21 protein-coding genes are annotated in these 23,438 nt (G+C 28.4%); 2 read left to right on the forward strand and 19 right to left on the reverse strand.

The window, feature by feature from the left end; all coding sequences use genetic code 11:
• Positions 1-69: 69 nt before the first annotated feature.
• The 12 genes from ABUA17_RS03405 to ABUA17_RS03460 all read right to left on the reverse strand — a co-directional run bounded on the left by ABUA17_RS03405 (position 70) and on the right by ABUA17_RS03460 (position 13,195).
• On the reverse strand, positions 70-366 hold the full coding sequence (locus tag ABUA17_RS03405; RefSeq protein WP_042396244.1) for a hypothetical protein: 297 nt from the start codon (positions 364-366) through the stop codon (positions 70-72).
• Positions 367-389: 23 nt separating this feature from the next.
• Entirely contained in the window at positions 390-749 is a 360-nt protein-coding gene (locus ABUA17_RS03410; protein ID WP_052330613.1) for a hypothetical protein, read from the reverse strand.
• A 151-nt stretch (positions 750-900) separates the two neighbouring features.
• The gene (yihA, locus tag ABUA17_RS03415; protein WP_042396246.1) at positions 901-1,503 is read right to left on the reverse strand and encodes a ribosome biogenesis GTP-binding protein YihA/YsxC; all 603 of its coding nucleotides are present in this window, start codon (positions 1,501-1,503) and stop codon (positions 901-903) included.
• On the reverse strand, positions 1,493-3,823 hold the full coding sequence (lon, locus tag ABUA17_RS03420) for an endopeptidase La (RefSeq protein WP_055291221.1): 2,331 nt from the start codon (positions 3,821-3,823) through the stop codon (positions 1,493-1,495). Before lon ends, yihA begins: the two co-directional genes overlap by 11 nt.
• A 172-nt stretch (positions 3,824-3,995) precedes the next feature.
• Positions 3,996-5,651 carry an ATP-dependent protease LonB gene (lonB, locus tag ABUA17_RS03425; RefSeq protein ID WP_042396249.1) on the reverse strand — a complete coding sequence of 552 codons (1,656 nt, stop codon included), beginning with the start codon at positions 5,649-5,651 and terminating at the stop codon, positions 3,996-3,998.
• Positions 5,652-5,811: 160 nt separating this feature from the next.
• Positions 5,812-7,107 carry an ATP-dependent protease ATP-binding subunit ClpX gene (gene clpX, locus ABUA17_RS03430; protein WP_042396251.1) on the reverse strand — a complete coding sequence of 432 codons (1,296 nt, stop codon included), beginning with the start codon at positions 7,105-7,107 and terminating at the stop codon, positions 5,812-5,814.
• Positions 7,108-7,145: 38 nt separating this feature from the next.
• Positions 7,146-7,742: an ATP-dependent Clp endopeptidase proteolytic subunit ClpP gene (gene clpP / locus ABUA17_RS03435; RefSeq protein WP_042396253.1), complete on the reverse strand. Its 597-nt coding sequence runs from the start codon at positions 7,740-7,742 to the stop codon at positions 7,146-7,148.
• Positions 7,743-7,897: 155 nt separating this feature from the next.
• Positions 7,898-9,181 (reverse strand): trigger factor, encoded by a 1,284-nt coding sequence (gene tig, locus ABUA17_RS03440; protein ID WP_042396259.1) that lies wholly within the window; start codon positions 9,179-9,181, stop codon positions 7,898-7,900.
• 513 nt (positions 9,182-9,694) lie between these two features.
• Entirely contained in the window at positions 9,695-9,883 is a 189-nt protein-coding gene (locus ABUA17_RS03445; protein WP_042396261.1) for a hypothetical protein, read from the reverse strand.
• A 380-nt stretch (positions 9,884-10,263) separates the two neighbouring features.
• Positions 10,264-11,550 (reverse strand): murein hydrolase activator EnvC family protein, encoded by a 1,287-nt coding sequence (locus tag ABUA17_RS03450; protein WP_052330614.1) that lies wholly within the window; start codon positions 11,548-11,550, stop codon positions 10,264-10,266.
• Positions 11,551-11,584: 34 nt separating this feature from the next.
• Entirely contained in the window at positions 11,585-12,850 is a 1,266-nt protein-coding gene (locus ABUA17_RS03455) for a TcaA 3rd/4th domain-containing protein (protein ID WP_195951229.1), read from the reverse strand.
• Between the two features lie 6 nt (positions 12,851-12,856).
• The gene (locus ABUA17_RS03460) at positions 12,857-13,195 is read right to left on the reverse strand and encodes a hypothetical protein (protein WP_394805638.1); all 339 of its coding nucleotides are present in this window, start codon (positions 13,193-13,195) and stop codon (positions 12,857-12,859) included.
• 196 nt (positions 13,196-13,391) lie between these two features.
• Between ABUA17_RS03460 and ABUA17_RS03465 the strand changes: the two genes are divergently transcribed.
• Together ABUA17_RS03465 and ABUA17_RS03470 are read left to right on the forward strand one after the other, a co-directional pair.
• Positions 13,392-13,982 (forward strand): ECF transporter S component, encoded by a 591-nt coding sequence (locus ABUA17_RS03465; protein WP_042396268.1) that lies wholly within the window; start codon positions 13,392-13,394, stop codon positions 13,980-13,982.
• Positions 13,983-14,208: 226 nt separating this feature from the next.
• On the forward strand, positions 14,209-14,391 hold the full coding sequence (locus tag ABUA17_RS03470; RefSeq protein WP_042396270.1) for an alpha/beta-type small acid-soluble spore protein: 183 nt from the start codon (positions 14,209-14,211) through the stop codon (positions 14,389-14,391).
• Between the two features lie 133 nt (positions 14,392-14,524).
• Here ABUA17_RS03470 and ABUA17_RS03475 read toward each other — a convergent pair whose 3' ends face one another.
• The 7 genes from ABUA17_RS03475 to asrA form a co-directional block, all read right to left on the reverse strand.
• Complete coding sequence (locus ABUA17_RS03475) at positions 14,525-15,310, reverse strand: endonuclease/exonuclease/phosphatase family protein (RefSeq protein WP_195951228.1); 786 nt, start codon at positions 15,308-15,310, stop codon at positions 14,525-14,527.
• A gap of 1 nt (position 15,311) precedes the next feature.
• Complete coding sequence (locus ABUA17_RS03480; RefSeq protein WP_154821129.1) at positions 15,312-16,979, reverse strand: PTS transporter subunit IIBC; 1,668 nt, start codon at positions 16,977-16,979, stop codon at positions 15,312-15,314.
• A 75-nt stretch (positions 16,980-17,054) separates the two neighbouring features.
• Positions 17,055-18,719 (reverse strand): glycoside hydrolase family 13 protein, encoded by a 1,665-nt coding sequence (locus ABUA17_RS03485; protein WP_042396277.1) that lies wholly within the window; start codon positions 18,717-18,719, stop codon positions 17,055-17,057.
• 243 nt (positions 18,720-18,962) lie between these two features.
• Complete coding sequence (locus ABUA17_RS03490; RefSeq protein WP_154821130.1) at positions 18,963-19,961, reverse strand: LacI family DNA-binding transcriptional regulator; 999 nt, start codon at positions 19,959-19,961, stop codon at positions 18,963-18,965.
• Between the two features lie 136 nt (positions 19,962-20,097).
• Entirely contained in the window at positions 20,098-21,150 is a 1,053-nt protein-coding gene (gene asrC, locus ABUA17_RS03495) for a sulfite reductase subunit C (RefSeq protein ID WP_195951227.1), read from the reverse strand.
• A 13-nt stretch (positions 21,151-21,163) separates the two neighbouring features.
• A complete protein-coding gene (gene asrB, locus ABUA17_RS03500) occupies positions 21,164-21,955 on the reverse strand; it encodes an anaerobic sulfite reductase subunit AsrB (protein WP_042396283.1) in 792 nt (263 codons plus the stop codon).
• Positions 21,955-22,992, reverse strand: a complete 1,038-nt coding sequence (asrA, locus tag ABUA17_RS03505; RefSeq protein WP_042396285.1) for an anaerobic sulfite reductase subunit AsrA — start codon at positions 22,990-22,992, stop codon at positions 21,955-21,957. The genes asrB and asrA overlap by 1 nt, the downstream gene beginning before the upstream one ends.
• Positions 22,993-23,438: the final 446 nt, after the last annotated feature.

The following is a 23,438-nucleotide window of genomic DNA, read 5'->3' on the forward strand; positions in this document are numbered from 1 at the left end:
ATTAAACTGTATATGTTTATAAAAAAGGATATTTTTTTGGAGGGTCATAAAGACCCTCCATCCTCTTAACTAGCAGCAGCAGTCACTTTCACAGCAGCAATTGCTTCCTACGGTATTTCCTCCAAATAGATTTCCATAAGATCCACCACATAGTAAGAATAATAAGATTATTAAATATGAGCAATTATTATTAAGAAGTCCTGATCCACAAGCAATTAATAAAAATATAATTGGTGCTACACAATTATTTAATCCACCAAAAACATTTCCACAGCATGATCCATAATTGTTAGCTGTAGCATTATTGCAGCAACAAGGTTCACAACATTCTTGACAACAACATTTCTTATTTCTCTTCTTTGACATAATTATTCCTCCTTCCTACTAAGTTATAGTAGAGATCCATTGCAGTTTGTATTAAATCCATTATTTCCACAACCAAAAGTACCATTGCATAAGAATAATATTACAAGTAAGAATAAATATCCTCCACCACAGAATGATCCATTATTATAAGCATTATTATAAGAATTATTACAACAGCAATTATTTGAAGCTGTATTTCCACAGCAGCATCCTGTATTAGCAGTTCCACCTTGTCCAGCATAGAATAAAATTAATAATATCCAAATCCAGCTACCAAAACCACAACCAGTAGTTAAAAAATTATTTCCAACAGGTTCTGATGCAGAAAAACTAGGACAATCCATGTCATTCAATTCATCAATCATATCATGCATACTAGGCATCTTTACATTCCTCCTAATGATTTATTTTTTTGTTTTTATACTATATACTATTCTCTTTATTTTCATTTGACACTATTTTCCCTTCCCATCCAATAATTTTTTTATCTTTTTCTCCAATAAAAAAACTACCCTTTCACAGGTAGCTTTTTTATTAAACTGACTTTGCCTCTTCTGATAAATCTTCAAAAATATTATTTATTAACTCATCTTTTCCCTTTTTATTTAATGAAGAGAAGAAATAAAATTTATCAGTACTTCCAAGTCCAAGTGTTTCTTTTATTATTTTTTTACTCTTACCTAATTCATTATTAGATAATTTATCACTTTTTGTTGCAATTACAATGCAATCATAATCAAAGTGCTTTATCCACTCATACATCATGATATCATCAGCTGTTGGTTTATGCCTTGAATCAACAAGTAAAATTACTCTTTTTAATTCTTCTCTATCAGTTAGGTACATTTCAATAGTTTTACCCCAACTTTCTTTTTCCTTTTTAGAAACTTTAGCATATCCATATCCCGGTAAATCAACTAAGTAAAAATCATTATTTATTAAGAAAAAATTAATTAATCTTGTCTTACCAGGCGTTTGTGAAACTTTAGCAAGTTTTCTTCTATTTGTTAAGGCATTTATTATTGAACTTTTACCTACGTTAGATCTTCCAACAAAGGCAATTTCATTTCTACCATCTATAGGATATTGATTCCTTTTAACAGCAGATATAATAAATTCTGAATTTTTAATTATCATTATCATCAACTCCGATTAATGCATTTTGTAATACATCCTCAACCTTGTCAGCAAAAATTAAATTTAATTTCCCCTTAATTGAAGATGGTATTTCTTTTACATTCTTTTTATTATCTTTTGGTAAAATAACAGTCTCTATTCCTATTCTATGTGCTGCTAAACATTTTTCTTTAACTCCACCAATAGGTAATACTCTTCCTGTTAATGTTACTTCTCCAGTCATAGCTACACTACCTTTAACTTTTTTCTTAGATAATGCAGATACTAAAGCAGTAACCATTGTCACTCCTGCAGATGGGCCATCCTTTGGTACCGCACCTTCTGGAACATGAATGTGAATATCATTCTTTTTATAAAATTCTGCTGGAATATCATACTTATCAACATTAGCTCTAACGTAACTATATGCTGCCTTTGCAGATTCTTGCATAACAGATCCTAATTGTCCTGTTAATTCTAACTTACCGCTTCCCTTCATTACTGCAACTTCAACTGGTAATGTATCTCCTCCATATGCAGTCCATGCTAACCCGGTAACAACTCCAACCTTATCTTCTTTTTCTTCTTTATCATACTCAAAAACTACTGGTCCTAAATACTTTTCTAACTTACTTGAAGAAACAATAATACTCTTTTTATTTGTTTTTATTAACTCAGTAATACTTTTTCTAACAACCTTATTAATTTGTCTTTCTAAAGATCTAACTCCAGATTCTCTAGTATAACCATTAATAATTTCTTTAATTGCGTTATCTGATATCTTTATTGCATTATTTTCAACATTACATTCATCCATTAACCTTTTTACCAAGTAATTCTTTGCAATATTAAATTTTTCATCATAAGTATATCCTGAAACCTGTATTATTTCCATTCTATCTAAAAGAGCATGTGGAATAGTATCCAATGAATTTGCTGTTGTTATAAACATTACATTAGATAAATCAGTTTCAACTTCCATATAGCTATCTCTAAATGTTTTATTCTGTTTTGGATCTAATACTTCCAATAAAGCATCAGCAGGATTTCCCTTATAATCATTACTTAACTTATCTATTTCATCTAATAGTATTAGTGGATTATTAACCTTAGCTTCTTTTAAAGCAAAAATAAGTCTTCCTGGCATAGCACCAATATATGTTCTTCTATGCCCACGAATTTCAGCTTCATCACGAATACCACCTAATGAAATCCTAACAAACTTCCTATTTAATGATTTAGCCACAGATTCAGCTATTGAACTTTTACCAACTCCAGGAGGTCCTACTAAGCAAAGTATAGGGCCCTTTAAAGACTTTGTATATTTCTTTACTGCTAAATATTCTAAAATTCTTTCTTTAACTTCATCTAAACCGTAATGCTCATTATCTAAAATTTCTTCAGCTTTTTTAATATCAAATGAATCTTTCGTAGCTTTATTCCAAGGAATTGCTACTAGCCAATCAAGATAATTCCTTATATTGTTAGCCTCACTTGAATTTGATGTTTTTAATCTCGATAATTCATATTCCGCCTTTTCTTTTACTTCTTTAGAAAGTTTAAGCTTTTTTAATTGCTGCGTATATTTGTTTATTTCTTTTGACTCTTCATCTTCTCCTAGTTCATCTTGAATAGCTTTAATTTGTTCTCTTAAGAAATATTCCCTATTACTCTTATCAATCTTACTCTTAACTTTATTGCCTATTTCTTTTTCAATTTCAACTATTTGAATTTCTTCATCAATAAACACAAGTAACTTTTCTATTCTTTCATAAACATCTATAGTTTCTAATATTGATTGCTTCTTTTTATCATCTAATTGAATATAAGCGGCTATTAAATCAGTAATCTTACTTAAATTCTTCTCTTGCTCCATCATTTTAAGTACTTTACTATCATCACCTTCTGTTGAGTAAATGTACTCTGCAAAGGCTTTTCCTAACTGATTTCTGAAAGCTATATCTTCATTACTTTCAACTTCAGTTGCTTCTTCTACTATTTTTTCAATTTTAGCTTGTAAGAATTTTTCCTTTTCTTCAAACTCTAATAGTGTAGCCCTTTCAAGCCCTTCAACTAAAACCCTTGTAGTTCCTTTTGGCAACTTAAGTATTTGTTTAATTTTACATATAGTTCCTATACTATACATATCGTCTTTACTTTCTGGAATTTCTACTTCAGGGTCTTTTTGTGTAACTAAGAAGATTTTGCTTTCATTTAACATTGCTTCTTCAAGAGCTGCAATAGACCTTTCTCTTCCAATATCAAAATGTATAATCATATTGGGAAAAATAGTAATACCTCTAAGAGGTATTAACGGTAATAAAATAGAATCAGTATTCATTTTCCCCCTCCATTCTAATCATCATAAATAAAATATCTAACTTTTAAATTATACACGTAAAACTATTTTTTTTCAACTTTATACTAATTCTCATATTAATTTATTACCGTGAAGGTTTAAATAAGAAAAACAAATGACAAATACCTATAATCAGCATTTGTCATTTAACTCTTTATAACTCCTTTGCCTTTGCTGAAAGAATATCAATTTTTGTTTTATCATTATTTAATATACACACGTCTAATACCTCTTTTATATTAGAAACTTTAATCACATCAATTCCTTCATAATTCAAAAATGATTCATTCCAGTTATCAGCTGGTATTATAACTCTATTTGCCCCTGCTTTTTGAGCTGCTAATATTTTTGCATTAACACCACCTATAGGATTAACCGTACCTAAAAGACTAATTTCTCCTGTCATCGCAACTTTATTATCTATAGGTAATTCTAATATAGCACTATATACAGCAGTAGCAATTGCTATACCTGCTGATGGTCCATCTACCGGTATACCTCCTGGAATATTAATATGTATATCATACTTATCACATTTTAAATCATATATATTATTTAAAGCGGTTAATACATTTTGTATTGAAGAAAATGCGGTGCTTTTTCTTTTTACTTTCCTATTACTCATAGTAATTTCTTCTTCTTCAATAATACCTGAAATCTTTAACTCCCCTGCCCTACCTTCTATCTTCTTTGCCGTTGCTTCTATTTCCATAAGCATTCCAATATTAGCTCCATGTACAGCTAACCCATTCACCACACCAACTTCTGGTCTATCTGAAATTTTCTTTTCTTGTATTTCTGTATATTGACCATTTTCTATTACCCACTTAATATCATCCTCAGTAATATAATCTCTTTCTTCATTAATAGCAATTCCTGAACACAATTGAATTAAATTAACTACTTCTCTTCCATTGTTACAAAATCTACTTATAAGATTTAATCCCTTATCAGAAGTATTTAACCCAACTTTACTAATTGCTTTTTGGGCAATTTCCCTTATTTCATTTGGTTGCAAGCCTCTAAAAAACACTTCAACACATCTTGATCTAATAGCCGGAATTATTTCATCTGGACTACGTGTTGTTGCCCCAATCAACCTAAAATCAGCTGGTAATCCATTATCAAATATTTCTTTAATATAAGTCGGCATATTAGGATCTTCAGAACTATAGTAGGAGCTATCTAAAAATACCTTTCTATCCTCTAAAACCTTTAGTAGTTTATTCATTTCAATAGGTTGCAACTCACCAATTTCATCAATAAATAATATTCCTCCATGAGCTTTTGTAACTGCGCCTGGTTTAGGTTGAGGTATTCCAGCCACTCCCAAAGCACCTGCCCCTTGGTAAATAGGATCATGCACTGATCCTATTAGAGGATCTGCAATTCCACGCTCATCAAATCTAATTGTGGTAGCATCAATCTCCACAAATTTAGCATTTTCTTTAAATGGTGATTTTTCCTTTCTCTTGGCTTCTTCCAGTACTAATCTTGCAGCAGCAGTCTTACCTATTCCGGGCGGTCCATAAATAATAACATGTTGAGGGTTAGGACCACATATGGCTGCTTTCAAAGCTTTAATCCCATCTTTCTGACCAATAATATCATCAAATGAAGTTGGTCTACTTTTCTCAGTCAAAGGTTCTGAAAGCTTTATCCTTCTCATTTTCAAAAGTTTTTCCATTTCTTTTTTATTTTCTTTATCAACTACAACAGTTCTAGAACGAGTAGCTTTATTGCTATTAAATAAGTATATGATAAATAGAACCATCATTATAGTTTGTAAAATAATCATTATCTCACTCATGAATTTATATCCTCCCTTTTTTTCTAAACTCTCTTTGTATTATTAACCTATAACTGTTCTATTATTCCATAATATGTAGCAATAAATATTATTTTTTCTATATTAAGGGTATCGTTCAAAAATAAAAAAAATCACCTCTAGAAATCTAGAGGTGATTTTTTTAAGCAGTTTCCATGCCTTTTCTTTTTTTAGCTTTTTTAGTTTTTAAAACAGGTCTAACTTCATTTTCACCAAGTCTAATTAATTCTGGTAACTTCTTAGATTTAATTGAATCCTCAGTTATAACAACCTTACTTATATTTTCGTCTGATGGTACATCAAACATTACATCAATCATTATATCTTCAACAATTGCTCTTAATCCTCTAGCACCTGTTTTTCTTGCTATAGCTTCATCTGCAATAGCTTTAAGTGCATCTTCAGTAAATTCTAACTCTACATTATCTAATTCAAACAATTTACTATATTGTTTTACTAATGCATTTTTAGGTTGACTTAAAATATTAATTAATGCATTTTGATCTAATGATTCTAGAGAAACTACCATTGGTAATCTTCCTACAAATTCAGGGATTAAACCAAACTTCAACAAGTCCTCTGGAAGAACATTTTTTAATAACTCTCCAACATCTTTTGCTTCTTTTGATTGTATTTCAGCTCCAAATCCCATAGTGCTAACTCTTGTTCTTTTTTGAATGATTTTATCAATTCCATCAAAAGCTCCACCACAAATAAATAAAATATTTGATGTGTTAATTTGGATAAATTCTTGATGCGGATGCTTTCTTCCACCTTGAGGTGGAACAGAAGCTGTTGTTCCCTCTAATATTTTTAATAATGCTTGTTGAACCCCTTCACCAGATACATCTCTAGTTATGGATGGGTTTTCAGATTTTCTAGCAATCTTATCAATTTCATCAATATATACTATACCTTTTTCAGCTTTTTCAACATCATAATCAGCATTTTGTATTAATTTTAATAAAATGTTTTCTACATCTTCTCCTACATATCCTGCTTCAGTTAATGTAGTAGCATCTGCTATTGCAAATGGAACATTTAAAAATTTTGCTAATGTTTGAGCTAAAAGTGTTTTACCTGAACCAGTAGGTCCTAATAATAATATATTACTTTTTTGAAGTTCTATATCATCATCATACGTATTTGCTTTTACTCTTTTATAATGGTTATAAACTGCTACAGATAGTGCTTTTTTTGCTCTATCTTGCCCAATAACATATTGATCTAAATATTCTTTTATTTCATTTGGTTTAGGAAGAGCTGTAGTATCTAACTCTACATTATCTTCAAATTCATCTTGAATTATATCTGAGCATAAATCTATACATTCATCACAAATATATACTCCAGGCCCAGCAATTAATCTTTTTACTTGATCTTGATTTTTACCACAAAATGAACACTTTAATTGCTTTTTATCTTCAAATTTAGCCATAACCTCACCTCACTTTGGCATGAAATTGCCAAAAATAATTATTTTTTATTTTTTACTATTACTTCATCAATTAATCCAATTTTTAATGCTTCATCAGCACTCATGAAGTTATCTCTTTCACACATTTGAACCATAGTTTCATAATCAACTTTTCCATTAGTAGATTCAGCCATAGTTCTTGTTAAAGTTTCTTTTATCTTTAATATTCTCTTTGCATGAATATCAATATCAGTTGCTTGACCTTGGAATCCTCCTAAAGGTTGATGTATCATAATTTCACTATTTGGAAGAGCATATCTCTTACCTGGAGCACCGCTTGATAATAAGAAAGCTCCCATTGATGCTGCCATACCAATACAAATAGTACTTACATCACATTTAATATATTGCATAGTATCATAAATAGCCATTCCTGAAGTAATTGAGCCTCCTGGACTATTTATGTAAAGATATATATCTTTATCTGGGTCCTCACTTTCTAAGAATAATAATTGAGCTACTACAAGATTAGCAGTTACATCATTTACCTCGCCGCTAAGCATAATAATTCTATCTTTTAAAAGTCTTGAAAAAATATCATAAGACCTTTCTCCTCTTCCTGTTTGTTCAACAACGTATGGAATATAATTGCTCATACTTAATTCCCTCCTTTTCTCTTTAAAACCCTTCTTACTTATAATATATCCAACTAATCAAAAGTAATTATATTAAAATTATATAAAATTTACTTTATTTTGTTAAAGAAATATTTGAATAATTGCCAGAATTTCTTCTGGCAATTAAATTAGGACTATTTATTATTTTCTAATAAGAATTTTACTGCTTTGTTTGTGATTACATCAGATCTTAATGCTGCTTGTTGGCTTTGCATTAATAATTCAACCATTTTATCATCTTCTGATGCAGAATACATTTTAGCAACTTCAACAGCTTTTTCTTTTATTTCTTCTTCAGTAGCATCTATGTTTTCAGCTTTTTCTACAGCTTCTAAAACTAAATCAACTTTTACTTTAGTAGCTGCATTTTCTCTCATATATTCTCTCATCTTTTCTTCATCAGTTCCAGTGAATTGGAAGTATTGTTCTAAATTTAAACCTTGATATTGTAATCTTTGTTGTAAGTTTTGAACCATTTTATCTACTTCTTTTTCTACCATTACAGCTGGAATTTCAACCTTTGCATTTTCTGCAACTGCATTAATTACAGCTTCTTCAAACTCTCTATCAGCTCTTTCAGCATTTGCTGCTTCTAACTTAGTAGTAATATCAGCCTTTAATTCAGCTATTGTATCAAATTCTGAAGTTTCTTTAGCAAATTCATCATCTAATTCTGGTAATTCTTTTACCTTTATTTCTTTAATAGTAACTTCAAATTTAGCTGGCTTACCATTTAACTCTTCCTTACCATAGTTTTCTGGGAAAGTAACATTTACTTCTACTGTATCATTTACTTTAGCTCCAACTAATTGTTCTTCGAAAGTATCTATGAAAGTTTTAGAACCAATTTCTAAAGAGTAATCATGACCTTCTCCACCTTGGAATGCTTCTCCATCAACAAATCCTTTAAAATCAATAACAGCTATATTTCCATTTTCAACTGTTCCTTCTTCTTTAGATTCAACTCTTGCATTCTTTTCTTGCATTTCTTTAAGCTTTTTAGCAACTTCTTCTTCAGTTACTTCGTAAGTTTTCTTTTCTACTGATAATCCTTTATATTCACCTAATTCAACTTCTGGATAAACAGTTACTTCTGCAGTATAAACAAAGTCTTTTCCTTCTCCAACTTCTACTACATCTATTTTTGGATAGTCAACTGGGATTATGTTATTTTCTTTTAATACTTCACTATAAGATCCATCGATTGCAAAATTAACTGCATCTTCTAAAAGAACTCCAACACCGTAATATTGCTTAACTACATTCATTGGAACTTTACCTTTTCTAAATCCAGGCACATTAAAATTCTTAACATTCTTCTTATAAGCTCTTGTTAAAGCTTCATTGAATTTATTAGCTTCAACCTTTACTTCAAATTTAACGACATTTACGTCGATTTTTTCCATTTTAGCTTCCATTGTATATTCCTCCTAAAAAAGTATCTCTTGTTTGATTAATACAACTAGCTTATTATAACATATTAAAGCTAATTTTTTCAAATGTTTGTTCATAAAAAGCAAAAAACATCTAATATTTTTCTTACTACACATAATATACACAAATTACCATCTGTATATATTAATAATTAATATGTCTTTTCCTATATAACCAATCTATTATTCTTAACCAAAAAATCAATTGACTAATTACGATATATTTTACCAATTATCACATGTTCTTTCAAGACATTACTAATATAAATTATTACTCTTAATCCCTTTTTATATTCTTCTTAAAAATTTTTTCACACATCTTCTAATACACCTTCATTAATAAATGCTTTCCCTTTAATTAAATATATATTCAAGATATTAATATTAATTTCATTTATAATTAACAATATTTTTATTCTACAAATCTATTATAATTTTATATTTTTTCCAAAGTTTTCTTCCTTAGAATTCGACATTTCATTTTTTCCTTTTATATCTTTATTTATTATTACAGCACTTTTTATTACATCCTTTTCTTTTATCACATGCTCCTCCCCCCTTATTGCAGCAACCACCGCATTTAATAAGCCCTAACTCCCTCATTTCCTTAATACTTAATTTAACTTCATTTTCTGAATAAGGTTCATAATCCGGGGTATCCTTAAGCATATTTTCTCTTTTTTTCATTTTTATTCCTCCCTATAATTGTTATTTTATTTAATTTTACCATCTATTTTCTTCTAGATTTATACACAAAAAAAATTTTTTCAACTTTTTTTGTAAATATTATTTGATTTTATTAAATTATATTGTATAATATAACTATAGTATTCAATAAAATACTTATTAATATAGCCCATACCGCTCTATAATTTAATAAATTATAGAGTTTTAATAAAACCCCACACAATCACTTATTCCCTTTCTTAAGTGATTGTAATCCCTTAACCTGTGCACTTTGCACAGGTTTTTATTCTTTATAAAACAAAAACTACCTGAGTATTATTTTCTTTATTATATTTAATTATTCAAAAAGCTGTATCTTTAAAGATACAGCTTTTATCTCTTTAATACGGTATATAATTTAAAGGATCAACAGCTTGCCCATTAATTCTTATTTCAAAATGTAAATGTGGGCCTGTACTATTTCCAGTTGAACCTACAGTAGCAATTACATCACCTTGCTTAACTGTATCTCCATAATCAACATCTAATGTTTGAGCATGTGGATATAATGTTTGTACCCCATTTCCATGTCCTAAAATAATTGTATTTCCATATCCTGTAATCCACCCTGAATATTCAACTACACCACTTTTAGATGCTTTAATTGGGTCTCCATAATTCCCTGCATAATCTATACCTTTATGTAATTTATATTCTCCTGTAACAGGATTAACTCTATATCCATAATTACTAGTAATTCTACCTGGAACAGGTCTTAAAAAGCCACTATCTGTTTGTAAATTATTGTCTACCCCATTACTCCCATTGCTACCACTAACATTATTTATTATTCTATCAAGTTCTGCTTCTAACTCTTCATTATGTGATTCTAAATGTGCTATTTCACTACTAATCTTTTCACTATCATTTTCTAAAGCAATAATACTATCTTGCTTTTCTCGTTGCATTGCTAAAAGTTCATTTCTCTTGCTTTCCTCTTCATTTTGAATTGCAACAACTTTATTTTTTGCTTCCATTATATCACTTTGCTTCTCTTCTATTGCTAACTGCGACTCTTCTTGCTCTTTAATTTTAAGTTCTATTTGCGCAATCTCATCTGATATAATTTCTTGATTTTCCTTATAGCTCTTAATTAAACTTTTATCAAAATTTATTATTTGATTTATATTATTTAAATTTTGAAAAATTTCAAAGATATTCTTACTTTTAATTAACATGTAAATATATTGTTTTGATAAATCCACCTTATAAACACTTCTAATTCTTGCGTCTAATAATTCCTTGATTCTATTCTCTTCCTCTTTAAGTTCCACAACATATTTCTCTTTATTTTCAACTTCTAACTTACTTTCATTTATGGAGTTAATTAACTCAGAAATTTCACTTTGCATATTATCTATTTGTTTTTGATATTCACTTATTTCAACTTGAAGAGCATACAACTCATTTTCCTTTTCAGTAATAATCTCTTCTAAATCACTAACTTCATCTTTTTTCCCTTGAATTTCACTATTCAGATTAGATTTTTCCTCTTCTAAACTTTCAATTTTATTTTTATTATCTTCTATTTCATTTTTAATTGAATCACTTTTTTCGGCAAAAACATAATTTGTATTAATTAACAATATAATTAATACTGCATAAATAATTTTGTTTTTAAACTTCATATATCCCCCATCTTATCATCATTTGTTTTAAACTTTACTCTATTTCAACCTTTTGTATTTCAGTTATTCGAAAGTTATTATCAATATATTCTAATCCTAATATAAATGAACTCTCATTATAAGTTTTAAAGAAAGGTAATATTTTTTTATAGATATTATAATTAATCTTTGTTACAACACTTGCCTTATATACACTATCTTCATATTTAAAATCACTTTTTTCAATTTCTACATTCATATCTGCAATTTCATAATTATTAGAAAATAGTAATGTTTTTTCATTTATATAATTATATACTGAATCTCTAACACTATCTGTACAATTAATGATGTTCTCCTTATTTCTTTTATTTAATCCTTCAAATACGGATTCATAAAACCCATTAATATCTTTACTTACAATATTAATTAATTCATCATTTACCATGCTTATATCTAGCTTAATATATTCCTGATTACTTATATTTTCTTCATCACTTTCTATAGTTCCCCAAGGAAATTCTCTCTGTAATTTAATTACTATATCTTTTTCCTTAGGTATAGGCCCAAAGTTTTTAATCTCCTTTGCTAATAAACCTGTATTCTCATTATTTATTAATACCTTTGCATCATCAAAATTTGAATATAAAGTAACATAATTGCCATCAATCTTAAGTTCAACCTTTTTGTCTTCAAGTATGCTTATATTAATATCATTACAAATATCTCCAAATTGTGTTTCATAAGTATATTTAACATTATAAATACCTGGAATAACATCAAACTTGGCAACATCCTGCAAATTAAATTTCTTATCTTCAAATTCAACCTTTATATCTTTTGTGTTAGTAGTAAATTCAACTTCAACAGTATCTAAAGCAATATAATATCTTTTATAAAATAGTCCTTGCTTACTTTTTATTTCAAAATTTCCGTATTCTCCATTTTTTCTTAATTCATTTATTAATTTTTTTATTTTATCTTCATTTCCACTGTAATAATTAAAAAGAGGCTTAAATTCACTTTCTGATATTTTTTCATCCCTTACTCTTATAATTTTAGCTATTTTGAAGCTATTTTCAGTAATTAATGACTTTTTTAAATCCTCTAGCATTTCCTCTTCACTTATATTTATTGCATTAAACAATATAAATCCAAAAATCATCATAAAAGAAATTAATGAAATAATAATTACCTTAGTTCTATTTAATACTTCTATTATCCCTAATTCTTTTATATTTTTTATATCACTTATTTTACATTCTAAATAAACTTTAAATTTGTTGGCCATATTCTTAAACATAATAGTTCCTTTTGCCATTTAATCTTACTCCAAAATATCTATAATCCATTTTCCACAATCAACACACTTATATAATCTTATTACAAATAAATCCATTATTTCACCTTGTGCTCTTGTAGGATTATTTTCAAGTTCTTCCTTAGTTATAAACTCATCATTTCCATCTATAAATCCTTGAATTTCTACTATATAATTTTTATTGGTTTTATTACAACATTCATTTTCACCAACACATTCAATTTCATCATAACTTAAAGAATTTTGCAGTTCTTCAATTATAGGAATTATATCTTCATATTCATTTATATTATCTAAAAAATCCTCTTCATTAAAATTCAAATCATTAATACTAAATAATCTCATTTTCTTCATCTCCTTGTATAATTAGTTTACACTTTCATAATATACTACATTTCCTGTGCTATTCAACATTTTATTTCATTATTCAGTGTTTTATTTATTTATATGATGAATAATACTTGAATAATTTATCGCTTTATATTAAATTAATGTTTGAATATAGTTATAAAATTTTAATAATAAATTAGGAGAGAGATCAATGAAAAATAAAAAAAAATCTAGCTCTAAGACTAGAAGACTTGTTCTCATAGGAGCTCTAGGTGGAATTTCAATATTCCTTGGTGTAAGCGGATTAGGATTAATACGTTTACCAATATTCAGTCTTACTATTATGCATATTCCTGTAATCATAGGAGCATTATTAGAAGGCCCAGTAGTCGGAATATCAGTAGGTTTAATTTTTGGATTATTTTCAATGTATCAAAACATTACTGCTCCTGGCTTAACTTCTTTTATATTCTGGAATCCTATTGTGGCATTAATTCCAAGAATGTTAATTGGTATTGTAGCTTATTATTCATTCAAACTATTTAAAAGTAAAATTAAAAATACAGGAGTATGTGCTGGAATAGCTGCAGTTTTAGGAACATTAACTAATACAATTGGTGTATTAGGATTAACTTATATTCTATATCTTGATCAATATGCACAAGCTAGAGAAATTTCAAGAGAAGCTGTTGCTGGCACTTTGCTTACTGTTGGATTAACAAACGGAATTCCTGAAGCTATAGTTTCAGCCCTAATAACAATTCCAATAGTCGTTACAATGCTTAAACTTAAAAGAAATTAACTATTTTTGAATGCATATTTTGATAAACTTCTTATCAAAATATGCATTGAATTTTCTTTTATGATATTTTTCCACTTCCACATCTTAGTTAATATATTCTTTTTTTCCTATACTTCCTTTACTTTTATAGATTATATAATTTACTTCTACACATAATACTAGTGTAAGTAAGAAAGATTACTTACAAAGGAAAATAAATATTAATTTATTTAAAGGAGGGTCTTTTATGGCTCAAAAGTTAGTACCAGAAGCAAAAAACGGATTATCAAAATTTAAGAATGAAGTAGCAAGCGAAATGGGTGTTCCTTTCACAGACTACAACGGAAACTTAACTTCTAAACAATGCGGAAGCGTTGGTGGAGAAATGGTTAAGAGAATGGTTGAACAATACGAACAAGGAATGAAATAACTAACTCCACAAAAAAATAAGTTAATAAAATTAGAGAGTGTGAATATTGCATAATATTTACACTCTCTTCCTTTTTTCTTTTAAAATGATAATAAATTTTATTAACAGTTATAAATAAATATCATCATCATATTTATATTAAAACTTCTACCCCATAGTGATCTGAGATAATATGTTTATTATCTTTATTAAAGATAACTTTAGATCTCAAAACTTTTATTTCTCTATTTGTCAGTATTAAATCTAATCTTTTATCTTCTTCTTGCATTTCCCACCCTGCAATTTTACCTTTTACTGTAACACCATCATCTTTTTCCTCAGCCATTACATAAGTGTCTTTTAAACCTAATTTCATTAAATAATCATAACCTTCATTTCTTACATATGCATTATTATTAAAATCCCCCATAACAAAAGCTAATCTATCATCACTTATATTTTCAATAAGCATATCAGCATGATATTTAAAAGGTTCTATATCATCATTCCACCATCCAGTATGACAACTATAAAAATCAACCTCATTACCTTCAATATTAACTGTGATACTTATAATTTTTCTACTTCTATAATTTCTTTTATTATCACTTTTAGAAACATAAAATGATTTACAATCTTTTATTTTATGTTTAGTTAATATGGCTAATCCTTCTTCATATATATCATAACCTATATGGGAGTAATCCCATATAAAGTTATATTTACTTTCATTAATTTTATTTAACTCTTCAATTAATAGCTGTGCAAAATTATCCTCTTTTATCATAGCCTGTAATAATTTCGAATTAATTTTTTGACTAACTTCTTGAAGCGCTATGACATCATATTGTTTTTCTTTTATTATCTTAGCCAAATATTTAATTTTTTCAATTTGATTATCTTCTTGCCAAGAATGACAATTTAAAGTTAAAAGCTTCATATTATACTCCTAATAAATCTTGAATATCAGATTTTAAAACATCTGCCTTTGGCCCATATATTGCTTGTACTCCATTATCTTTTAATATTAATCCTAATGCACCATTTCTCTTCCACTCTTTTTCTTCAGCTACTTTAGAAACTTCCTTTACAGTAACTCTTAACCTAGTCATACAAGCATCTACATCTTCAATATTTTCTTTCTCTCCTAATAAAGAAATTATTTTTACGGCTAATGTATCGTTAGCTGTTGTTTTATCTACAGCCACTTCCTTGACCTCTTCACTTTCCTTTTCTTCATCATAGTTTCCTAGACGTCCTGGAGTAGGTATTTTAAATTTTTTAATGCAGAAATTAAATACTCCAAAATTAATTCCGAAAAACGCTAAACATGCAATTATAAAATTAATAACATCTCCAACTAATCCAGCATTAACAAGCATTGGTATACGAGTTATAAGTTCTATTGCTCCAAAGGCATGAACTCTTAAATTTATTATATCTGCTAATGCAAATGCTAAACCTGTAAGTATTGCATAAACAATATAAAGTACTGGTGAGATAAACATAAATAAGAATTCTATTGGTTCACTTACACCTGTTAAAAATACTGCTAATCCTATAGATACAAACATAGATTTATATTTTTTCTTCTTATCCGCATCAACATTTTTATACATAGCAAAGGCAACCCCTAATAATGATGCAGTTGATAAAATTACTTGCCCTACTTTAAATCTTGCTGGAACAACTGTAGCTAATAAGTTATTATATTCTGTCATATTTCCTGCAGATTTAAAGTTAATTAAATCTGTAATCCATGCAAACCACAATGGATCTTGCCCTGCAATCACAGTTCCTGCAGCTGCACCAGTTAAAGATGTATAAACCCCACCTAACTCAGTATAGTTAACAGGAATAGTAAGCATATGATGTAAACCAAATGGTAGTAACAAACGTTCTAAAGCTCCATATATAAATGGTGCTAAAACAGGAGCCGTATCTTTTGAATTTGCAAGCCAAATACCAAAACTATTTAATGCCCCTTGTGCAAAAGGCCATACTATTGATAATACTAATGCTGTAATTGTTGACCATAAAATAACAACGAAAGGAACAAATCTTTTTCCATTAAAAAAGCTTAAAGCTTGTGGTAGTTTATTATAATTGTAATATTTATTAAATAATGTTGCTCCTAAGAAACCTGAGATAATACCAATAAACACTCCCATATTAAGTGCTGGTGATCCTAAAACACTTGTGAAGTAATCTGGAACAGTTAATGTAGCTCCTAATAAAGATTTAACTGTTGCTGTACTATCAGATAACATTTCTGTAGTTACACCAAAAATTGCTCCTGTAATACGATTAATTAACACAAATGATAATAATCCTGCAAAAGCCCCTCCAGCTCTTTCTTTAGCCCATGATCCACCTATTGCAACTGCAAATAATATATGAAGATTTCCTATAATGCTCCACCCTATATTATCCATTACTCTAGATATAGCTTGTATTATATCAGCTTCAAAATACATTCCTAAAAGCTTACCAAAAGTAATCATTAATCCAGCTGCTGGCATAACAGCTATAACTACTAATAAAGCTTTTCCGAATTTTTGCCAAAAATCAAATGATAATAATTTGCCCTTTTTCTTTGTTTTACCCATTTTAAATTCCCCTTTTTTCATTTGCAATGTAATTTATTACAAATATTTTTAATTATTAATACTTTTAAATATTCTTTATTTTATAACCTTATAAATTCTTGCTTCATATGGCCTTAAATCAAACTCAGTTAATAAAGCATGTTTTTCAACATTATAATTACTTAATAATAATCCATCACTATGAAGGTTAATATCATAAGAATACTTAACATTATCATGAGATAAATTAACTATTATTACAAATTCCTCTTCCCTCATAATTCTCGTATAAGCATATATTTTCTCATGATCTTCTAGTATTAAATCATAACTACCATATATAAGAGTTTTATTTTCTTTTCTTATATTAATCATTTTTTTATAAAAGTTTAAAATAGAATTTTCATCTTTTAATTGATCTTTTACATTTATATATTTATGATTTTTATTTATTTTGATCCACGGCTTTCCAGTAGTAAATCCAGAATTTTCACTACTATCCCATTGCATTGGAGTACGTGAATTATCTCTTGATACTGCCCATACATATTTTAATGCTTCCTCACCACTTAATCCTTGTTCAACCTTTTCCTTATAGATATTTATTCCCTTAACATCGTTATAGTCATAAATAGAATCAAATTTTACATTTGTCATCCCTATCTCTTGTCCTTGATAAATGAATGGTGTACCTTGTTGCATAAAATACATAAGACCAAAAGCAGTTGCACATTCTTTTAAGTATTCTTTATCATTTCCCCAAGTTGATGTAACTCTAGGTATATCATGATTTTCTATATATAGTGCATTCCACCCTTTTCCATCCAAAGCTTTTTGCCATTTTGTTAATACTTTCTTATAATTTCTAACATTAAAATTGTTCTCACTTTCAGCTCCCCATAAATGTAAGTGTTCGAATTGGAATATCATATTAAACTTCCCATCTTTTTCTCCAACCCACAAATCTGCTTCTTCAGCATCTACTCCATTAGCTTCTCCTACAGTCATAATGTCATACTTATCGAAAGTTCTTTCTTTAAGTTCTTTTAAATATTTATGAATTCCAGAAACATTCATATGTTTATCAAATGATTCTACATATTTTAACCCTTTAGGGTTTGGCATATCTACTAATCCATCTTCTTTTTTAATATGACTTATTGCATCTACTCTAAATCCATCAATTCCTTTATCTAACCACCAGTTTATCATTGAATAAATAGCTTCTCTTACTTCTTTATTATCCCAATTTAAATCTGGTTGTTTCTTAGTAAATAAATGCATAAAATATTCTTCTGTATTTTTATCAAATTCCCATACAGATCCCTTAAAAATACTTTCCCAATTATTAGGCTCCTTATTATCCTTTCCAGCTCTCCAAATATACCAATCTCTTTTTGGATTATCTTTTGATGATTTTGATTCTATAAACCATTTATGTTCATCGCTTGTATGATTTACAACTAAATCAATTATCAATTTCATCTGTCTAGCATGTACTTCCCTAAGTAATTCATCAAAATCATCCATATTCCCAAAATCACTCATAATATCTTGATAATCACTAATATCATATCCATTATCATCATTTGGAGATTTATACATAGGACATATCCAAATAACATCAATTCCTAAATCTTTTAAATAATCTAACTTAGATGTTATTCCTTTTAAATCCCCAATTCCATCACCATTAGAATCTTTAAAACTTCTTGGATATATTTGATACCCAACCGCTTCTTTCCACCAAACTCTCTCCATATTTTCACCCCTAATTCATGCAATCGGTTGCATAACTGTTTAAATAATATGTACAGCTTCACAGCTGTACATATTTAAAAAAAGACTATAAGCTTGTCTTTTTTAAAATTTCTAAATTTAATATAACATTTCAAGAAATTGTTTACAACACTAATTTGGGCCAAAATTCCTCAAATTTTACGATTACATTCATTTATCTTCCTTTTCCTCTCATTAATGCAATCGGTTGCATAATTTATATATTTACTTTAATGATTCTCTTTCTATTAAATTGGTTTCTATAACATGATAACCTTTATTTTCTCTATTTTCTAACTTATCTATAATAAGCTTTGTTGCATATCTACCCAATTTTTCAGAGTTTATATCCACTGAAGCTAAAGGTGGATTCTTATATTGAGATAAAGGAATATTATTAAATCCAACAACAGATATATCTTTATATACTAATTCTTCTATTGCTCGTTGTACTCCAAAACCTAATAAGTCATCTGTAGCAATAATAGCATTAACTTTATTTTTTTCTAAAATTCTATGCGCTGCAATGTATCCTTCTTCTTCAGTAAAATTATTCATTTCAATTATTAACTCATTATCAATTTCTATATTCCTGCTATACATAGCCTGTTTGTATCCATTTAATCTATCTTTCGAAACATTTATATCTGATTTAGCTCCAATAAATGCGATAGTTTTATTTCCTCTTTCAATCAGTTTTTGAGTTAAATTATATACAGCTGCAAAATTATCATTATCAACCCATAAAACACCATCTATTTGTTCTGGCCTACCTATAACAACAAAAGGGAATTGTTTTTTCTTTAAATAGTTAATTGTAATATCATTGTCTTTTACATTAAAAAGACATAAACCATCTATAAGATTACCTTCTGTTACTTTCTTTACCCATTCTTCTTCATCAGCCTTTTTATCTTTAAATGCATACATGATATAATAATCCTCTTTTTCTGCATACATACTAATTCCCTTCATTGCTTGGACAAAAAATGGATTTTCAAATGAAACCTCTGCACCCCCTGGTAGTAGGACAGCTAATATTCTTGTTCTATTATTAGCTAAACCTCTTGCAACTATACTAGGCGTATAATTTAATTTTTTTATAGCTTCATTTACCCTTTCCTTAGTTTCTTCACTTATTTTTCTGCTATTTGCCAAAACTCTAGAAACTGTAGACGTTGCCACTTGTGCTTCTCTTGCTACATCCTTTATTGTTACCTTCATACTTAATACCTCTCATTTATAATATTAAAATCATTATATTATAAATTTTTAGCAAAATAAATAGTAGCACTTCTTAATATTTAATAGTTGTAAATTAAACATTTTATCATGCTACTATTTTTATATATTTTTATATTTAATTATCTTTAATAGGTCTAGTTGTACTTATTGATTTATGCTTGCTTATAGCTTTGACGTTTATATTAGATCTATACTCTGTTTCTGCCCAATATATATTTTCTGCAACTAATGCTTCTTTATTAAGCTCAACACCATCTAAAATAATTTCTTTAAACTTATTATATCCAGCTCTATCTATTAAATGTCCACCATGTAAATATTCTGGTTTATAATCTAACGCCCAAGCTGAGAACTTTTGCCAATTCGCAAATATTCCAAGAACTGTTTCTTCACTTGCAAAGTTAACAAATGTTTTGCCCATTCTAGGATTTTGTTTACCAGTTCTACCACCTATAACTATTCTATAGAACTTTTTAGGACTACGAGTCCATGCACTTGTTGGACATGCTAATACACATTCAGCACAACCTACACAACAACATGGATCTTTATCTACTAATCCATTTTCATTTAAACTTAATACTATTGTTGCATGATGATCACATGCTTTTACACAAGCTCCACATCCAATACATCTTTCCTTATGATATTCCATTCTAGCTTGACCAATTACCCCAAAATCTTGGAAGTGAGCCTTACCACAGTCATTAGGACAACCTGCAATTGATACCTTAATATGATAATGTGATGGGAATATTAAGTTTTCTACCTTTGTTGCTAATTCCTTAGTATTTATATTTCCTTTTATGCAATGTGTATTCCCTATACATGCCATTATATTTCTAGCACCTATTGTAGGATATCCCTTATCATCTATAGGCATATTACAATTACATTCATCAACTTCTACTTCTTTAATATATTCTTTAATATATTCATTAACTGATTCTATATTTTCATATTTTATTCCTAGAATATTAAAAGTTTGTCTCATTCCCATGTGGAAAGTTCCATTCCCCCAAGTTAATGCTATATGTTCTACATCACTTAAGTATTTTGCATTTATTGTTCCCCCTGGAATGCGCATTTGTAACATAAATTCTCCAGGAACTTTTGATTGACGGAAACAATTTATTCTAGTCTTCTTTATATCTATATCGTGATTCATAATATAATCCCTCCTAATCTAATAAATCCTTTGCTTTAGTATAATTAAATACAGGACCTTCTAGACAAACATAAGTTTCATCTACTCTACAATGTCCACATTTTCCTACTGCGCAAGACATTTTTCTTTCAAAAGAAACATATATTTTCTCTTCTGGAACTCCCAATTTTACAAATTCTAAAGATGTAAATTTCATCATCATTGGTGGTCCTACTATTATTACTTCATAATTATCTCCAAATTTTTCGAATGGTAGCTTAGCTAAATGTGTTGTAACTAATCCATTTTCAAACCCTTCTTTTTCACCCTTATCTAATGTATATATAGCTTCAAATTTTTCTTTCCATAATGCTAATTCATCTTTAAAAAGAACTGAATTTTCATCTTTAAAGCCACATATTAAATTAACACTTTTTGTATATGTTTCATCATTAAAAAACATATTTATCATACTTCTTACTGGAGCAACCCCTGTTCCTCCTGCTACTATAATTACATTTTTACCTTTTAATTTTTCAACTGGCCATCCCTTACCATAAGAACCTCTTAAAAATAATGTATCTCCTGGTTGTAAAGTAAAAATTTTATCTGTTACTTTTCCTACTGAACGAATAGTAAATTCTAAATATCCATCACCAAACCCACTAACTGATATCGGAGCTTCTCCAACTTTAGGAATTGATAATTGTAAAAACTGTCCATGTTCAACTTTAATATCAGTTTCAACTTTAAATGTATATTCTAAATTACTTTCTTTTCTTACATCAATAATTTTATATGCTTTTGGTGTTAATATATTGCGCATTAATTTTTACCTCCAACAATTTCTTTAACTGCCTTGTCTACTTTGTTTATAGTTGCTGTAATAGAAATATGTTCTGGACATCTATCTGTACATCTTCCACAACCTACGCACATGTGATTATCTCCAAATTGTTCTTTATAGTCATGTATTTTATGTAATATCTTATATCTCATTTTATCGCTAGCATTAGTTCTAAATCTGTGTCCTCCTGCCATTTCATCAAACCCATCAATATGGCAAGATGCCTGTACTCTTTTTCTTTCTCCAACATTAGCATTTTCATTGTAAATTATATCTCTAGTTGTATAGCAAGAACATGTTGGACAAGCTACAGTACAGCTTCCACATTGAATACATCTTTTATCATACTCTTTCCATACTGAATGTTCTTTTAATTTATTTAATACTTCCTTACTTTCTATTTCTGGAAGATTAACCTCTGCCATATTCTTCTCTATAAATTTAAGTTCAAATTCTTCTTTAGCACAATCTGTGAAATACTTATCAAACTCGTTATCATTAATGTTAAATAATGCTGAATTTTCATCAAATCTCACAGCTAAGCTATAATCATCTGTTTTGTTACTTCCCATTGTTGTACAAAAACAAGTATCAAATCCTTCAACACACTCTATACAGACAAACTTAACCTTTTCTCTAATTCTTTTATAAAAGGCGTCTTCAAATCCACCATTTTCCAAGTAAATTTTATCTTGTCTTTTTTGTGCATTTATATCACAAGGTCTTGCAAATATTAATATCTTTTTATCACCATATGGATTTTTACTTTCTCTAAATTCATCTTCAGTAAAAAAGTATAACGTTTGATTAATTGGTGTAATTAATTCTTTTGCTGGATATGTCGATTTTTCTTTATAAACAATTTCTTGAAAAGAATTAACTTCACCATACTTAATTATATCTGTATCTGAATATCTGCCTTGTTTTAAGAATCTTTTTGGTGCATATATCATATACTCCCTTTTCAATTCTTCAAATAAATTATTTACTTCATTTGATAACAATTTATATCCCATATCTATTCCTCCAACTCTATATTTTAAGCTTTTAAAAATTTTTATCTACAACCTCACTATACTACTTTCGTTATTAAATTAACAATCGAACTTTATCATAATTACCATTTAAAACTTTTATAACAACTTTTTCTAATTGGCTCTTTAAAGAATTTATCTATATCATATCGATTTCAAATTAATTAATCAGTAGGACTATAAAAGGCTTGTTAATCGTATATACATAAACTGTGAAACTCTCAATTTGCATAGTATACTAAAAATTATATGCATATGATTTTTTTATGCATTTGCTTCTATTATTTTTACTCCACTCTAAAAACTTTCTAAAACCACAAGTAAAAGTTATGGTATTATAAATACAAAAAAAAGGGGCTGTATCAAAATAAATTTTGATATTAGCCGATAAAAAAAGGAGGGTTCGAATTCGAATCCTCCTTTTTGCA

Source organism: Clostridium sp. RTP31139st1_H3_RTP31139_211217 (assembly GCF_040227035.1).
Taxonomy (GTDB): domain Bacteria; phylum Bacillota; class Clostridia; order Clostridiales; family Clostridiaceae; genus Clostridium; species Clostridium saudiense.

What these genes read in the sequence shown, in the direction of transcription:
- ABUA17_RS03405 (WP_042396244.1), bottom strand. Translation starts at nt 366, where the DNA reads ATGTCAAAGAAGAGAAATAAGAAATGTTGTTGTCAAGAATGTTGTGAA.
- ABUA17_RS03410 (WP_052330613.1), bottom strand. Translation starts at nt 749, where the DNA reads ATGCCTAGTATGCATGATATGATTGATGAATTGAATGACATGGATTGT.
- yihA (WP_042396246.1), bottom strand. Translation starts at nt 1,503, where the DNA reads ATGATAATTAAAAATTCAGAATTTATTATATCTGCTGTTAAAAGGAAT.
- lon (WP_055291221.1), bottom strand. Translation starts at nt 3,823, where the DNA reads ATGAATACTGATTCTATTTTATTACCGTTAATACCTCTTAGAGGTATT.
- lonB (WP_042396249.1), bottom strand. Translation starts at nt 5,651, where the DNA reads ATGAGTGAGATAATGATTATTTTACAAACTATAATGATGGTTCTATTT.
- clpX (WP_042396251.1), bottom strand. Translation starts at nt 7,107, where the DNA reads ATGGCTAAATTTGAAGATAAAAAGCAATTAAAGTGTTCATTTTGTGGT.
- clpP (WP_042396253.1), bottom strand. Translation starts at nt 7,742, where the DNA reads ATGAGCAATTATATTCCATACGTTGTTGAACAAACAGGAAGAGGAGAA.
- tig (WP_042396259.1), bottom strand. Translation starts at nt 9,181, where the DNA reads ATGGAAGCTAAAATGGAAAAAATCGACGTAAATGTCGTTAAATTTGAA.
- ABUA17_RS03445 (WP_042396261.1), bottom strand. Translation starts at nt 9,883, where the DNA reads ATGAAAAAAAGAGAAAATATGCTTAAGGATACCCCGGATTATGAACCT.
- ABUA17_RS03450 (WP_052330614.1), bottom strand. Translation starts at nt 11,550, where the DNA reads ATGAAGTTTAAAAACAAAATTATTTATGCAGTATTAATTATATTGTTA.
- ABUA17_RS03455 (WP_195951229.1), bottom strand. Translation starts at nt 12,850, where the DNA reads ATGGCAAAAGGAACTATTATGTTTAAGAATATGGCCAACAAATTTAAA.
- ABUA17_RS03460 (WP_394805638.1), bottom strand. Translation starts at nt 13,195, where the DNA reads ATGAGATTATTTAGTATTAATGATTTGAATTTTAATGAAGAGGATTTT.
- ABUA17_RS03465 (WP_042396268.1), top strand. Translation starts at nt 13,392, where the DNA reads ATGAAAAATAAAAAAAAATCTAGCTCTAAGACTAGAAGACTTGTTCTC.
- ABUA17_RS03470 (WP_042396270.1), top strand. Translation starts at nt 14,209, where the DNA reads ATGGCTCAAAAGTTAGTACCAGAAGCAAAAAACGGATTATCAAAATTT.
- ABUA17_RS03475 (WP_195951228.1), bottom strand. Translation starts at nt 15,310, where the DNA reads ATGAAGCTTTTAACTTTAAATTGTCATTCTTGGCAAGAAGATAATCAA.
- ABUA17_RS03480 (WP_154821129.1), bottom strand. Translation starts at nt 16,979, where the DNA reads ATGGGTAAAACAAAGAAAAAGGGCAAATTATTATCATTTGATTTTTGG.
- ABUA17_RS03485 (WP_042396277.1), bottom strand. Translation starts at nt 18,719, where the DNA reads ATGGAGAGAGTTTGGTGGAAAGAAGCGGTTGGGTATCAAATATATCCA.
- ABUA17_RS03490 (WP_154821130.1), bottom strand. Translation starts at nt 19,961, where the DNA reads ATGAAGGTAACAATAAAGGATGTAGCAAGAGAAGCACAAGTGGCAACG.
- asrC (WP_195951227.1), bottom strand. Translation starts at nt 21,150, where the DNA reads ATGAATCACGATATAGATATAAAGAAGACTAGAATAAATTGTTTCCGT.
- asrB (WP_042396283.1), bottom strand. Translation starts at nt 21,955, where the DNA reads ATGCGCAATATATTAACACCAAAAGCATATAAAATTATTGATGTAAGA.
- asrA (WP_042396285.1), bottom strand. Translation starts at nt 22,992, where the DNA reads ATGGGATATAAATTGTTATCAAATGAAGTAAATAATTTATTTGAAGAA.